The sequence below is a fragment of the Streptomyces sp. NPDC006544 genome (assembly GCF_040611715.1).
Classification (GTDB): domain Bacteria; phylum Actinomycetota; class Actinomycetes; order Streptomycetales; family Streptomycetaceae; genus Streptomyces.
In genome coordinates this window covers 76,466-90,045 of record NZ_JBEXOV010000023.1, presented here as the reverse complement: position 1 = coordinate 90,045, position 13,580 = coordinate 76,466, and the positions used below count along the sequence as shown (strand labels likewise).

The window sequence follows — 13,580 nt, the reverse complement described above, 5'->3', positions numbered from 1 at the left end:
GGGCCGCCACACCCACGCCCGCGCCCCGGGCGGCGATGCCCACGCGGGCGCCCCGGGCGAGGGCCCGGCCCCGGCCGCCGCACCGCGGGACGACGAGCCCGCGGGGAGCTGACCGCGGCGCGGGGGCACGCGCCTGCGCCCCGCCCCGCCTCCGTTCCCCGGGCCCTGTCCCCGGGCCCTGTCCGGACCCGGTCCTCGGACGCCGCAGGGGCGGGAAGGCCGGGCGCGGAGCCGTAGGACCGCGGGGCCGACGCGCGGCCCCGCCGTCCCCCCTAAGCCTGGGCCAGGCGGGCGAGGGCTTCCTCGAGCGGCAGCTCCTCGCGGGTGCCCGTGGCGCGGTTCTGGAGCTCGACGACCGACTCGGCCGAACGGCGGCCCGCGACGAGGATCCAGGGGACGCCGATGAGCTCCGCGTCCGTGAGCTTCACGCCCGGGGACAGGCCCGGCCGGTCGTCCAGCAGGACCCGCAGCCCCGAGCCGGCCAGCGACTGCGCCGCCGACTCGGCGAGCGCGAGCGGTACCGCCTTGCCCGCGGCCACCACGTGCACGTCCGCCGGGGCGACCGCCGCCGGCCAGCACAGGCCCCGCTCGTCCGCCGTCTGCTCGGCCAGCGCGGCCACCGCCCGGGAGACGCCGATGCCGTACGACCCCATCGTGACCCTGACCGGCTTTCCCTCCTTGCCGAGGACGTCGAGGCCGAAGGCGTCCGCGTACTTGCGGCCCAGCTGGAAGATGTGACCGATCTCGATCGCCCGGTCCAGCCGCAGCCCCGCGCCGCACGAGGGGCAGGGGTCGCCCGGCTCGACGACCACGACGTCCAGGTAGCGGTCCACCTCGAAGTCCCGCCCGCAGACCACGTTGCGGGCGTGCGTGTCCGCCTTGTTGGCCCCCGTCACCCAGGATGTGCCCGGCGCGACCCGGGGGTCGGCCAGGAAGCGGACCTTGTCCAGACCCTGCGGGCCCACGTAGCCCCGTACGAGGTCGGGCCGGTCGGCGAAGTCCTCCGCCGTCACCAACTCCACGACGGCGGGGGCCAGGTGCTCGCCGAGCTTGCCGAGGTCGACCTCCCGGTCGCCGGGCACGCCCACGGCGACGATCTCCCCGTCCACCTTGACGAGGAGGTTCTTCAGCGTCGCCGACGCGGGGACGCCGAGGTACGCGGCCAGGCTCTCGATGGTCGGGGTGTCGGGGGTGGGGACCTCCTCCAGCGGGGCGTGGTCGCCCCCGGCCGCCGTCAGGGCGAAGGTCACCGCCTCCGTGTTGGCCGCGTAGTCGCAGGCCGGGCAGTCCGCGAAGGTGTCCTCGCCGGCCTGGGCCGGGGCCAGGAACTCCTCCGAGGCCGAGCCGCCCATCGCACCCGACACCGCCGAGACGATCCGGTGGTCGAGGCCGAGCCGCTCGAAGATCCGCCGGTAGGCCGCGCGGTGGAGGGCGTACGACTCCGCCAGGCCCTCGTCCGACACGTCGAAGGAGTACGAGTCCTTCATCTGGAACTCGCGGCCGCGCAGGACGCCGGACCGGGGCCGCGCCTCGTCCCGGTACTTGGTCTGGATCTGGTAGAGCATGACCGGCAGGTCCTTGTAGGACGTGCACTGGTCCTTCACCAGCAGGGTGAAGATCTCCTCGTGGGTGGGGCCGAGCAGGTAGTCCGCACCCTTGCGGTCCTTGAGCCGGAAGAGCAGGTCCCCGTACTCCGACCAGCGCCCGCTGATCTCGTACGGCTCCTTGGGCAGCAGCGCCGGGAGCAGCACCTCCTGGGCGCCGATCGCGTCCATCTCCTCGCGGACGACGCGCGAGACGTTGTCCAGCACCCGCTTGCCGAGCGGCAGCCAGGTCCACACCCCGGCGGAGCTGCGCCGGACGTATCCGGCCCGGACGAGGAGGCGGTGGCTGAGGGTCTCGGCGTCGGCCGGGTCCTCACGGAGGGTCTTGGCCATGAGACGGGACATACGCTGCACTTGTTGCGTCGACATGTCGAGAGGCTACAAGGGGCCGCCCGGACCCCGGAAACGGGATTCGGGACCGCGGGGCCGTCGGTCAGTGCCTGCGCAGCGGCAGCGGGGCACCCATCACGGCGTACGGGAGGCTCGCGCTCGGGAACAGGACGCGGCGGGCGAGGTCCTCGTAGCCGAGCGACCGGTAGAGGCCGCGGGCCGGGCTCTCGGTGTCGATCGCGGAGAGGATCGAGCGCGGTTCGGCCGCGGTGTCGGTGATCCGGGTGATGAGGGCGCGGCCGACCCCGTGGCCCTGGAAGCCGGGGTGGACGTGCAGTTCGGTGATCACGAAGGAGCCGTCGAGCCAGCCGTCGTGGTCGTGAGCCCGCAGGTACGGCTCGACGACCCCGGACCACCAGTGGGCGCGGTCGTTGGGCATGCCGTAGACGAAGCCGGCCAGCACCCCGTCCGCGGTGAACGCGCCGAGCGCGCGGGCGCCGGGGCAGCCCATGTGGCGCTGCACGATGAAGCGCCGGATGGCGACCTCCTCCTCGCTGAGCCCGAAGGCCAGGGCCTGCACGTGCAGGGCCTCGTCGACGCGGCCGACGAGGTCGAGGTGCCCGATCCGTAGTCCGGCGGGCCGGTCGGGGTCTTCTCCCCCGGGAGTTGACAGCATGCGGCGACCTTACTGGCCTCCCCCGGCCTGCGGGGATGCCATCGCGGGGCCCGGCCGGCGGGCTCGCGGCCGGGCGCCCGGAACAAGACGTCCGGAACGGGACGGACGGCCGCGGCGCTCGGATCGCGGCACGTGGACAGGACGTTCAGAACAGGACGCTCATGAACGCGCCGACCTCGCGGAAGCCGACGCGGCGGTAGGAGGCACGGGCCGCGGTGTTGAAGTCGTTCACGTAGAGGCTGACCACGGGGGCCACGTCGCGCAGCGCGTACGCGACCACGGCGGCCATCCCCGTCTCGGAATGCCCTCGGCCGCGGAACTCGGGGTCCACCCAGACGCCCTGGACCTGGCAGGCGCGGGGGGTCACCGCACCGATTTCGGCCTTGAAGACGACCTTGCCGTCCTCGACGCGGGCGAAGGAACGGCCGGTTGCGACCAGCTCGGCCACCCGGGCCTGGTACAGCAGTCCGCCGTCGCCGGCCATCGGGGAGATGCCGACCTCCTCGGTGAACATGGCCACGCAGGCGGGCATGATCAGGTCCAGCTCCTCCTTGCGGATGCGGCGGACCAGCGGGTCCGGCGCGACCTCGCGGGAGCGCTGCTCGGTGATCATGAGCGGCTGGTGGGAGCGGACGTCGCGGGCCGGGCCCCAGCTGGGCTCCAGGAGCTGCCACAGCAGCCGGGTGGCCGCGAGGGGACCCACGATGGAGGAGCAGCGGCGGCCGGTGCGGCGGGCCCGGTCGGCGAAGGCCCGTACGGCGTCGGGACCGGCGCAGACGGGGACGAGGTTGGCGCCGGCGTAGCAGAGCGAGCGGAGCTCGCCGTCGACGTAGAAGCCCCACATCTCGCCGCCCAGGCGCCAGGGGTCGAGCCCCGCGACCTGGACCCGGGAAGTGACGAAGGCGTTCGCGACCGGGTCGCGACCGAGGATCTCGAGCGCGGCGTCAAGATCACTGGGCTCGAGGACCCGGGTGGTGGTCTGCGTCAACACTGGGGCCTCACCATGCAAGTCTGCTGATCTCCGCACTGTACTCGGCGTGGCGCGCGGATGCCGGGTGCCCCCTTCGGGATGCGGTCCGTCCCCGTACGTGACGGGACACCGGGACGCCGGAACGGCCGGTCGGGGCCCGGGTACGCGAGGGGCCGGGTACGCGAGGGGCCCGGGACGGCCTTGCCGTTCCGGGCCCGTCTGCGGACGACGGCGGACTACACGCCGATCGCGACCGTCGGCTCGCCCGACATCACGCCGTCCTTCTCCATCTGCTCGGCGATCTTCATCGCCTCTTCGATGAGGGTCTCGACGATCTTCGACTCGGGGACGGTCTTGATGACCTCGCCCTTCACGAAGATCTGGCCCTTGCCGTTGCCCGAGGCGACGCCCAGGTCGGCCTCGCGGGCCTCGCCGGGGCCGTTGACGACGCAGCCCATGACCGCGACGCGCAGCGGGACCTCCATGCCCTCCAGGCCCGCCGTCACCTGCTCGGCCAGCTTGTAGACGTCCACCTGCGCACGGCCGCAGGACGGGCAGGAGACGATCTCCAGGCGGCGCGGCTTGAGGTTCAGCGACTCCAGGATCTGGCGGCCGACCTTGATCTCCTCCACCGGCGGGGCCGACAGCGAGACGCGGATCGTGTCGCCGATGCCCTCGGAGAGCAGCGCGCCGAAGGCCACGGCGGACTTGATGGTGCCCTGGAAGGCCGGGCCGGCCTCGGTGACGCCGAGGTGCAGCGGGTACTCGCACTGGGCGGCCAGCTGGCGGTAGGCGTTGACCATGACGACCGGGTCGTTGTGCTTGACCGAGATCTTGATGTCGCTGAAGCCGTGCTCCTCGAAGAGGGAGGCCTCCCACAGCGCGGATTCGACCAGCGCCTCGGGGGTGGCCTTGCCGTACTTCTTGAGCAGTCGCGCGTCGAGGGAGCCGGCGTTGACACCGATCCGGATCGGCGTGCCCGCGTCCTTGGCGGCCCGCGCGATCTCCTTGACCTTGTCGTCGAACTGCTTGATGTTGCCGGGGTTGACGCGGACGGCGGCGCAGCCGGCGTCGATCGCGGCGAACACGTACTTCGGCTGGAAGTGGATGTCGGCGATGACCGGGATGTTCGACTTCTTCGCGATCACGGCGAGGGCGTCGGCGTCGTCCTGCGTCGGGCAGGCGACGCGCACGATGTCGCAGCCCGAGGCGGTCAGCTCTGCGATCTGCTGGAGCGTGGCGCCGATGTCGGAGGTCCTGGTGGTCGTCATCGACTGCACCGAGATCTGTGAGTCTCCGCCGACGGCCACCGAGCCGACCTGGATCTTGCGGCTGACCCTGCGGTCGGCAAGCTTCGTCGGCACGGCCGGCATTCCGAGAGAGATGGCAGTCATCTGCTGTGCAACCCCAAGGTGTGGATCAAGGTCCCGAGATCGGCGGGCTCCAGCCTTCGAGATTACGCCAATCAGCGCCCGCACCGTGCATCGCGCATGCCGCGCCACTCGAACGTCGGGAGCCGGGCACGATGTGTGCCCGGCTCCCCGGTCCTTCGTGTAGGGGTGGCGGCGGGTCCCCGAAGCCGCCCGGTATCAGGTGATCTTGATGGGGTTCACCACGTCGGCCGCGAGGACCAGCAGTGTGAAGCAGACGAAGACGCCGGCCACCACGTACGCGGCGGGCATCAGCTTCGCCACGTCGAAGGGGCCCGGGTCGGCACGCCGGAACACCCGCGCCAGGTTGCGCCGCACCGACTCCCACAGGGCGCCCGCGATGTGCCCGCCGTCCAGCGGCAGCAGGGGCAGCATGTTGAACAGGAAGAGGGAGAGGTTGAACATGCCGAGGACGTTCAGCATGATCGACATCCGCTGGTCGGTCGGGATGTCCAGCGTCGCGATCTCGCCGTTGATCCGGGCCGCGCCGACGATGCCCATCGGGGAGTCGGCCTCGCGCTCGGCTCCGTTGAAGACGGAGTTCCACAGCGCCGGGATCTTGCCGGGGAGATTGGCCAGGCCCTGGACGCTGCTCTCGACGACCTCGCCGACGCGCTCCGCCGACGCGCCGAAGCTGAGCGGGGCGATCACGGTCTTCGGGCTGAAGCCGAGCCAGCCGGCCGACACGTACTCGCCCTTGACGTAGCCGCCGTGCCCGTCGGTCCTGCCGACCCGGTTCTCCACGAGGCTCGCGTCGAGCTTCACCTCCTGGCCGTCGCGCAGGACGGTGATGGTGGCGGGCCCGATGGTGTTGCGGATGGTCTTCTGGAGGGCCTCCCAGTCGGCGATCCGCTTCCCGTCGAAGGCGACGACCTTGTCGCCCGCCCGCAGGCCGGCGGCCTTGCCGGGGGCCACCGGGTCGCCGTCCCTGCAGACGTCGCGCTTCTCGCTCTGGCTGAGGACGCAGTCCGAGACGCCGGCGACCGTGGTGGTCGTCTGCTGCACCCCGAAGGTCATCCAGACGCCGAAGAAGATCACCATGGCCAGGACCAGGTTCATGAAGGGTCCGGCGAACATCACGATCACGCGCTTCCACGGCTTGCGCGTGTAGAAGAGCCGCGTTTCGTCGCCCGGCTGCAGCTCCTCGTACGCCGCCGAGCGCGCGTCCTCGATCATCGACCGGAACGGCGACGTCGAGCGGGCGGTGACCCTGCCGTCCTCACCGGGGGGGAACATCCCGATCATGCGGATGTACCCGCCCATCGGGATGGCCTTGATCCCGTACTCGGTGTCGCCCCTCTTGCGCGACCAGACGGTCCGGCCGAAGCCGACCATGTACTGGGGCACGCGGATGCCGAAGAGCTTGGCCGTCGAGAGGTGGCCGAGCTCGTGCCAGGCGATGGAGACGAGCAGCCCGACCACGAAGACGAGCACGCCGATCAAGGTCAGCAGTATGGTCATGCGCGCGCCTCCACTGCGGCCCGTGCCGCCGTCTCCTGTGCCCGGGCCCTGGCCCAGGTCTCCGCTTCAAGGACGTCCTGGGCCGTGAGGGTAGTTCCCGCGGCGGGGGTTCCGTGCTCATCGACCACGGCAGCGACGGTATCCATGATTGCTGTGAACGGCAGCCGACCGGCCAGGAACGCCTCCACGCACTCCTCGTTCGCCGCATTGAACACGGCGGGCGCGGTGCCGCCCAGGGTACCGACGTGCCGGGCCAGGCCCACCGAGGGGAAGGCCTCGGTGTCCAGCGGGAAGAACTCCCACGTCGAGGCCTTGGTCCAGTCGAAGGCGGGGGCCGCGTCCGGGATCCGCTCGGGCCAGCCGAGGCCGATCGCGATCGGACCGCGCATGTCGGGCGGGGTGGCCTGGGCGAGCGTGGAACCGTCCGTGAACTCCACCATCGAGTGCACGTAGGACTGGGGGTGGACGACGACCTCGATCTGCTCGAAGGGGATGTCGTAGAGCAGGTGCGCCTCGATGACCTCCAGCCCCTTGTTGACCAGGGTCGCCGAGTTGACGGTGATCACCGGTCCCATGGCCCAGGTGGGGTGCGCGAGGGCGTCCTCGACCGTGACCGTGGCGAGCTCGGCGCGGGTGCGGCCGCGGAAGGGGCCGCCGGAGGCGGTGACCACGAGCTTGCGGACGTCCGCGCGGGTGCCGGCCGCGAGCGCCTGGAAGAGCGCCGCGTGCTCGGAGTCGACCGGGATGATCTGGCCGGGCCTGGCCAGGGCCTTCACCAGGGGGCCGCCGACGATCAGCGACTCCTTGTTGGCGAGGGCGAGGGTCCGGCCGGCCCGCAGCGCGGCGAGGGTGGGCGCGAGACCGATGGAACCGGTGATGCCGTTGAGGACGGTGTGGCACTCGGAGGCGGCGAGCTCCGTCGCGGCGTCCGGCCCGGCGAGGATCTCGGGCAGCGGCTCACCGGCGCCGAACCGGGCGTCCAGCGCCTCCTTCAGGGCCGGTACGGCGTCCTCGCGCGCGACGGCCACGGTCTTCACCCGCAGCTGCCTGGCCTGCTCGGCCAGCAGGGCGACCCGTCCGCCGGCGGCGGACAGCGCGGTGACCCGGAACCGGTCCGGATGGCGCAGCGCGAGGTCGATGGCCTGGGTCCCGATGGAACCCGTGGAGCCGAGGATGACGATGTCCCGCCGGCCGGCCGCGGGATCGAAGAGGAGGTGCGGGTCGGCGAGGGGGGATGGACGGTCGCTCATGCCCCCCATTGTTGCCGCAACTCAAGGGTGATGGGGCACGGAGCCCCCTTCCGTGACCCGCAGCAGGAGGTGCGGGAGCGTGCCGGCGAAGTCCGGGAGCGTGCTCGCGGCCCGCCACCAGGCGTCCGGGTCCTCGCCGAGGGCCACGGTGAACAGCCGGTCCGCCTCGGCACGGGCGGCGAGCACCGCCTCCGGCCGGTCGTACCGGTCGGGGTGGTCGATGGCGCCGAGCCAGTGCTCCTCGTCCAGGGCCCAGACCGCCGGAAGCTTGTGCCGGATCACGTCGACCCCGGTGAGCAGGCCGCGGTCCAGGCAGTCGCGGACCCAGCGGATGTCCTCCTCGACGGTCTCCATGGGTACGGCGAGGCTGGCCAGGGCGAGTTCGCGCTCCACTCCCCCGGAGGGCCGCGCGGCCTTCGGGGCGAGGCGGGCCACGGCCCGGTCCAGCCCGGGCAGCGCCGGCCCGTCCGGCGGCTCGGACAGCGTGCCGGCCGCCGTCCGGGCCACGAGGTCGGTGAGCGGGCCGGGGAAGGAGTGGGCGTGGCGCAGCAGCTCGGCCCACAGGCGGGGGTCGTCGCCCAGCGGGGCCAGGGCACGCCGCAGGGCCGTGTGCATGCCGGCCAGTTCGGAGAGGGTCCAGCGCAGTCCGCGGGTCACGGGGAGGGCGGCGAGCAGCAGCGCGAGCCCGGCCGGGCGCACGTCGTCCACCAGCTCGGACGGGGTGACCAGGCCCATCCGGACGGCGCGGACGGCGGGCCGGTACCAGGAGCGGCCGTGCGTCCGGGCCGTGTGGACGTCGAGCAGTCCGCGGGCGGCCCGCAGGGGCAGGCCGCCGCGGAGCAGCAGGGCCTCGACCGAGCCGGGCGGCAGCGGTTCCCGGGCGTGCGCGAACCAGAGCAGTTCGGGGTCGGCCTCGTGCGGCAGGGCCAGGACGTCGAGCGGGATCCTCGGCCGGTGCGTGCCGTGCCGGCGCAGCAGCACGAGCAGCTCTTCGGTGGTCAGGGGTGCCTCGTCGGCCGGGGTCCGGCCGGCCGCGGGGTCCCCGCCGGGTCCGGCGCGCAGGACCCGGCCGGCGGCGGGGTCCCGGCCGAGTTCGGTGCGCAGGACGGGCAGGAGCGCGGGCGGGGTCCGGCGGGCGTCGTACCGGGCGGGGCCGGGCAGGCCGGGCAGCGGGCGGCCGAGGACGTGGGGGTTGCGGGCCACGGACCGGCGGTCCTCGTCGCTGCCGTCGCGGAGCAGGAGGCTGACGGCGGACGCGGGCAGCCACTGGTCCCGGGTGAGGTAGGTGCGGGCGGCGGTCGTCAGGCGACCGATCAGGCTGCCCGCGACGTGCTCCGGTGCGTGGCGCAGCACGAGCGCCACGCACCAGGCGAGCCTTCTGCTGTCCTTGTGCTGGTCCATCGTCGCGTTCCTCGCCGTGTCCGCCGCCTGCCACCAGCCTCGTACATCCGCCCGGTGTCCGGCGATGATCGCAGGTCGGCGGGGGGGCGGCGGGCAGACGGCGGATCGGTCTCCGGACCGGTCAGCGGATCGGCCGGTGCGCGTTCTCGTGCGTCGACGGTCCGGGGGTGGCGTCGGCGATCCACGGTCCGTCGCCGGACGGGTCGACGACGCCCTCCTCCAGCCAGGCGTAGGTCCCGCTCAGGACGCCCGCGACCACCTTGCCGTCCACGTCGTCGGTGTTGTCCCAGAGGCGGCCGAAGAGCTCGTCCACCCGCAGCCGGGACTGCCGGCAGAAGGCGTCGGCCAGCTGGTAGGCCTCGCGGCCGTGGTCGCCGGTGGCCCGCAGGTGTTCGGCGCGCACGCAGGCCGCGCTCATGGCGAACAGCTCGGCGCCGATGTCGACGATCCGGCCGAGGAACGCCTGCTTGGTCTCCATGCGGCCCTGCCAGCGGGACATGGCGTAGAAGGTCGACCGGGCGAGCTTGCGGGAGGCGCGCTCCACATGGCGCAGGTGGGTGGCGAGGTCGGGGTGTCCGGCGGGGTGGAAGGCCCGGTAGGTGCCGGGGACCTGGCCGGCCCCGGCGGCCAGCTGGGGCAGCCAGCGGGCGTAGAACCCGGCGGCCCGGGCACCGGCCTTCGCCTTGTCGCCCAGCGCCTTGTCGGGGTCGATGAGGTCGCCGGCGACCGACAGGTGGGCGTCCACGGCCTCGCGGGCGATCAGCAGGTGCATGATCTCGGTGGAGCCCTCGAAGATCCGGTTGATGCGCAGGTCGCGGAGCATCTGTTCGGCCGGGACGGCCCGCTCGCCGCGGGCCGCCAGCGACTCGGCGGTCTCGAAGCCCCGGCCGCCGCGGATCTGGACCAGTTCGTCGGCCATCAGGCAGGCCATCTCGGAGCCGTAGAGCTTGGCGAGGGCGGCCTCGATCCGGATGTCGTTGCGGTCCTCGTCGGCCATCTGCGAGGCCAGGTCGACCACGGCCTCCAGGGCGAAGGTGGTAGCCGCGATGAAGGAGATCTTCACGGCGACCGCCTCGTGCCGCGCGACGGGCCGTCCCCACTGCTCGCGGGCCCCGGACCACTCACGGGCGATCTTCAAGCACCACTTGCCGGCGCCGACGCACATGGCGGGCAGGGACAGTCTGCCGGTGTTCAGGGTGGTCAGCGCGATCTTCAGGCCGGCGCCCTCGGCGCCGATGCGCTGGGCGGCCGGGACCCGCACGCGGTGGAAGCGGGTGACGCCGTTCTCCAGGCCGCGCAGGCCCATGAAGGCGTTGCGGTGCTCGACGGTGATGCCGGGCGAGTCCGCCTCGACGACGAAGGCGGTGATCCCGCCCCGGTGGTTCTCGCTCCGGGGGACCCTGGCCATGACGACGAGCAGGTCGGCGACGACGCCGTTGGTGGTCCAGAGCTTCACGCCGTCCAGGACGTAGGCGTCCTCCCCGTCCGGGACGGCCGTGGTGGCCAGGCGCGCCGGGTCGGAGCCGACGTCCGGCTCGGTGAGGAGGAAGGCGCTGATGGCGGTGGTCGCGCAGCGCGGCAGGTAGGTGTCCTTCTGCTCCTGCGTGCCGAACATCTTCAGCGGCTGGGGCACGCCGATCGACTGATGGGCGGAGAGGAGGGCCCCGATCGCGGGGCTGACGGAGCCGACGAGGGCGAGCGCCTTGTTGTAGTACACCTGGGTGAGGCCGAGGCCCCCGTACTTCGGGTCGATCTTCATGCCGAGCGCGCCGAGCTCCTTCAGCCCGCGCACGGTCTCGTCGGGGATCTTCGCCTCGCGCTCGATGCGGGCCGCGAGCCCGTCGGCGAGGGCGCTCTCGCAGAACTCCCGCAGCCGCGCCAGGAAGGCCTCGCCGCGCCGGACGTCCTCGTCGGCGGGGAGCGGATGGGGATGGATCAGGTCGAGCCGGAACCGTCCGAGGAACAGCTCCTTGGCGAAGCTGGGGCGCTGCCAGCCCTGCTCCCGGGCCGCTTCCGCGACCTGCCGGGCCTCGCGCTCGGTCACCTTGGGCTGTGCGGGCTGTGCGGGCGGAACGGGCTGTGCGGGCTGTACGGGCTGTGTTGCGGACATGCGGGGACTCACCTCGCCGCCGAGAGTGGGGTGCTTACCGGTCGGTGCTACCAGTGAGTCGTACCCGTTTCGGGCGGCGGGGAAGCGGGGGTAAAAGGGGGACGGCCTGAGCCCCCGCACAGGGCGTTCCTCAGCCCCCCTGACGGGCGGACGCGGGCTCCCGGCGCTCCCGCGACCCCCGGTGATGCGGAGGGCCGGTCCTGAGTGGACGCTGCGAAACATCGGGTGTGAAATATATCCAGGGGGCGGAGGTGGGTTGGATGAAAGGTCTCCCATTCCAGCTCGAAATCATTGAAGCCGACACCAACTGGATCGTCTCGTGCGCTTCCGAATGTGGCGAAGCGCTGATTCGCGTACCGGCTCCCTATTCCGAGATCGAGCTGCAATCCACCCTTTCCCGGGTGGAGCTTTCGCTGGCCAAGTCGTACAGTTCCCTGCTCGTGCGCGGCGGCCCCGCCACGGAAAGGCCGGTCCGGGAATTCGGCGAGCGGCTCACACGGACCGTGTTCCGGGACGAAATCTTTCTCCAGTTCGACCTGTGCCGCCGCGAGGCGCGAAGGCAGGGCGTTCCGATGCGGATCCTGCTGCGGACGAACGGCCCGCATGTCGCGTCCATCCCGTGGGAGTACCTCGTCGATCCGACCCGCGACGACTACCTCGCGCTGCGCGTCCCCATCGTCCGGTACCTGCGGCTGATGAACCCGGTACCGCCGCTGCCCCTGACGCTGCCCTTGCGCGTACTGGGCATTTCGGCGAATCCGCGTGACCTTCCCGTGCTGGACGGAAAACGGGAGGAGGGGCAGATATCGCAGGCGCTCGAGCGGTACAGCTCCGACAACGTGGACGTCCACTGGCTGCCCGGGGACCAGTGGCAGGACCTGGCGAAAGAGCTGCGGTTCGGTTCCTGGCACGTACTGCACTGCGTCAGCCACGGCGGATTCGACGAGGAAAGGAATGCCGGATACATCCAGCTGTCCGGTTCCGACGGCGCCGCCAAGAAGATATACGCCAGCGATTTCGAGAGACTGATCGCGGACAGCCCGAACCTGCGTCTCATCGTGCTCAATTCCTGTGAATCCGCGGTCAGCGGGTCCGAGGACGTCTTTGCGGGTACCGCCGCCAATCTCGTGCGCGCGGGCGTACCGGCCGTGGTCGCCATGCAGTACGAGATCACCGACAGGGCCGCCCTCGTCTTTGCCTCCTCGTTCTACGAGCGGATCGCCGCGGGCGTTCCGGTCGACCGGGCGGTGACCCTCGCGCGTGAAGACGTGAAGATGGACCTGGACAGCCTCGAGTGGGCCACTCCCGTGCTGTTCCTCGCCTCCGACGAAACCCGGATCTTCTCGCTGCCGAACGCACCGCCGAACGCCCAGGGCCCACCACCGCGGACCACGGCGAACCTGCCGCCGCCCGCGGCCGCGCCGCCGGGCCCCGCGCGAGCGTCCCGCCTCGCCTCCCGGACTCTGCTCGCGGAGATCGGTCCGTGCGATGACCTGGTGCTCGGACCGTTCGGCCTCCTTGCCGCCGCGTGCGGTGACGGCCTGGTACGCATCGTGGACGGAGTCCACGGCGGGCTGGTCGCACAGTGCATGCCCGTGCAGCGAGAGAACCCGATCCGTGTGGCCTGGGGCCCTTGGCGACGGCATGTGGCCAGTCGGCACAAGGACGGCACCGTGGTCGTGTGGGACCTCCAGACCGCGACACCGGTCCGCGTGATGAACGTGGGAGGAACGGGCGATGACCTGGCTTTCAGCGCGGACGGCCACTGGCTCGCGGTGGCCGTCCGGGACCGCATCTACATCTACAACTCGTGGGGTGCCCGGGTGCGGGATCTCGCGGCGTGGCCGGGGAAGGAGCCCAGGGCCTGGCAGCGCAAGGGCGGCCGCGGCAGGCTCCTGGTCCTTCGTTTCGCGCCGGGTGACCGGCACGTGGTCGTGGCGACCGGTGACGGCGTGGTCCGCCAGTTGGGCGTGGGCGGGCAGCCGGTGATGACCTGGCCGCAGCCCCACCCCATACTCTGCCTCGCGCTCACCGAGCACTTCCTCGCCACCGGCTGCACGGACGGCAGGGTCCGCCTCTGGTCCTGGGACGGCCGTCTCCTGCGGCGCACGGAGTACGGGCGCCAGCCCTCCCACCTGGCCTTCTCCGCCGACTCCTCGGCGCTCGCCATCTCCGATGACGAGGGGACGGTCCTCCTGTGGGACCTGAAGACGGGAGAGCTGACCGTCGCGGCGAAGGTGCCGAACCGGCGGCTCGCGGGGCTGGCCTTCCTCGACGGTGGAAAAGGCCTGGTGACGGGTACCAGGGCGGGCGCCGTCGAGCGTTGGACGCTACCCCGGGGATAGAGG

Annotated in this window: 9 protein-coding genes; 1 reads left to right on the top strand and 8 read right to left on the bottom strand. The window is 72.2% G+C overall.

Annotated elements, in window-relative coordinates; genetic code table 11:
* Positions 1 to 272: 272 nt before the first annotated feature.
* From ABZY44_RS14050 to ABZY44_RS14015, 8 genes are all read right to left on the bottom strand, one after another.
* Complete coding sequence (locus tag ABZY44_RS14050) at positions 273 to 1,973, bottom strand: proline--tRNA ligase (RefSeq protein WP_356653338.1); 1,701 nt, start codon at positions 1,971 to 1,973, stop codon at positions 273 to 275.
* Positions 1,974 to 2,037: 64 nt separating this feature from the next.
* Entirely contained in the window at positions 2,038 to 2,610 is a 573-nt protein-coding gene (locus ABZY44_RS14045; RefSeq protein WP_356653336.1) for a GNAT family N-acetyltransferase, read from the bottom strand.
* 145 nt (positions 2,611 to 2,755) lie between these two features.
* Positions 2,756 to 3,601: a GNAT family N-acetyltransferase gene (locus ABZY44_RS14040; protein WP_356653334.1), complete on the bottom strand. Its 846-nt coding sequence runs from the start codon at positions 3,599 to 3,601 to the stop codon at positions 2,756 to 2,758.
* A 215-nt stretch (positions 3,602 to 3,816) separates the two neighbouring features.
* Complete coding sequence (ispG, locus tag ABZY44_RS14035; protein WP_356653332.1) at positions 3,817 to 4,974, bottom strand: flavodoxin-dependent (E)-4-hydroxy-3-methylbut-2-enyl-diphosphate synthase; 1,158 nt, start codon at positions 4,972 to 4,974, stop codon at positions 3,817 to 3,819.
* Between the two features lie 195 nt (positions 4,975 to 5,169).
* A complete protein-coding gene (locus tag ABZY44_RS14030; protein ID WP_356653330.1) occupies positions 5,170 to 6,471 on the bottom strand; it encodes a site-2 protease family protein in 1,302 nt (433 codons plus the stop codon).
* Entirely contained in the window at positions 6,468 to 7,730 is a 1,263-nt protein-coding gene (dxr, locus tag ABZY44_RS14025; RefSeq protein ID WP_356653328.1) for a 1-deoxy-D-xylulose-5-phosphate reductoisomerase, read from the bottom strand. Before dxr ends, ABZY44_RS14030 begins: the two co-directional genes overlap by 4 nt.
* Positions 7,731 to 7,742: 12 nt before the next feature.
* Positions 7,743 to 9,122: a hypothetical protein gene (locus ABZY44_RS14020; RefSeq protein WP_356653326.1), complete on the bottom strand. Its 1,380-nt coding sequence runs from the start codon at positions 9,120 to 9,122 to the stop codon at positions 7,743 to 7,745.
* 121 nt (positions 9,123 to 9,243) lie between these two features.
* Positions 9,244 to 11,232, bottom strand: coding sequence for an acyl-CoA dehydrogenase family protein (locus ABZY44_RS14015; RefSeq protein WP_356653324.1), 1,989 nt, complete (start codon positions 11,230 to 11,232; stop codon positions 9,244 to 9,246).
* Positions 11,233 to 11,633: 401 nt separating this feature from the next.
* On the opposite strand from ABZY44_RS14015, the gene ABZY44_RS14010 reads away from it, so the two are divergent.
* A complete protein-coding gene (locus ABZY44_RS14010; protein WP_356653322.1) occupies positions 11,634 to 13,577 on the top strand; it encodes a CHAT domain-containing protein in 1,944 nt (647 codons plus the stop codon).
* Positions 13,578 to 13,580: the final 3 nt, after the last annotated feature.

Bases quoted from the DNA above. Each gene is read 5' to 3' on its own strand.
- ABZY44_RS14050 (WP_356653338.1), bottom strand. From the start codon at position 1,973: ATGTCGACGCAACAAGTGCAGCGTATGTCCCGTCTCATGGCCAAGACC.
- ABZY44_RS14045 (WP_356653336.1), bottom strand. From the start codon at position 2,610: ATGCTGTCAACTCCCGGGGGAGAAGACCCCGACCGGCCCGCCGGACTA.
- ispG (WP_356653332.1), bottom strand. From the start codon at position 4,974: ATGACTGCCATCTCTCTCGGAATGCCGGCCGTGCCGACGAAGCTTGCC.
- ABZY44_RS14030 (WP_356653330.1), bottom strand. From the start codon at position 6,471: ATGACCATACTGCTGACCTTGATCGGCGTGCTCGTCTTCGTGGTCGGG.
- dxr (WP_356653328.1), bottom strand. From the start codon at position 7,730: ATGGGGGGCATGAGCGACCGTCCATCCCCCCTCGCCGACCCGCACCTC.
- ABZY44_RS14020 (WP_356653326.1), bottom strand. From the start codon at position 9,122: ATGGACCAGCACAAGGACAGCAGAAGGCTCGCCTGGTGCGTGGCGCTC.
- ABZY44_RS14015 (WP_356653324.1), bottom strand. From the start codon at position 11,232: ATGTCCGCAACACAGCCCGTACAGCCCGCACAGCCCGTTCCGCCCGCA.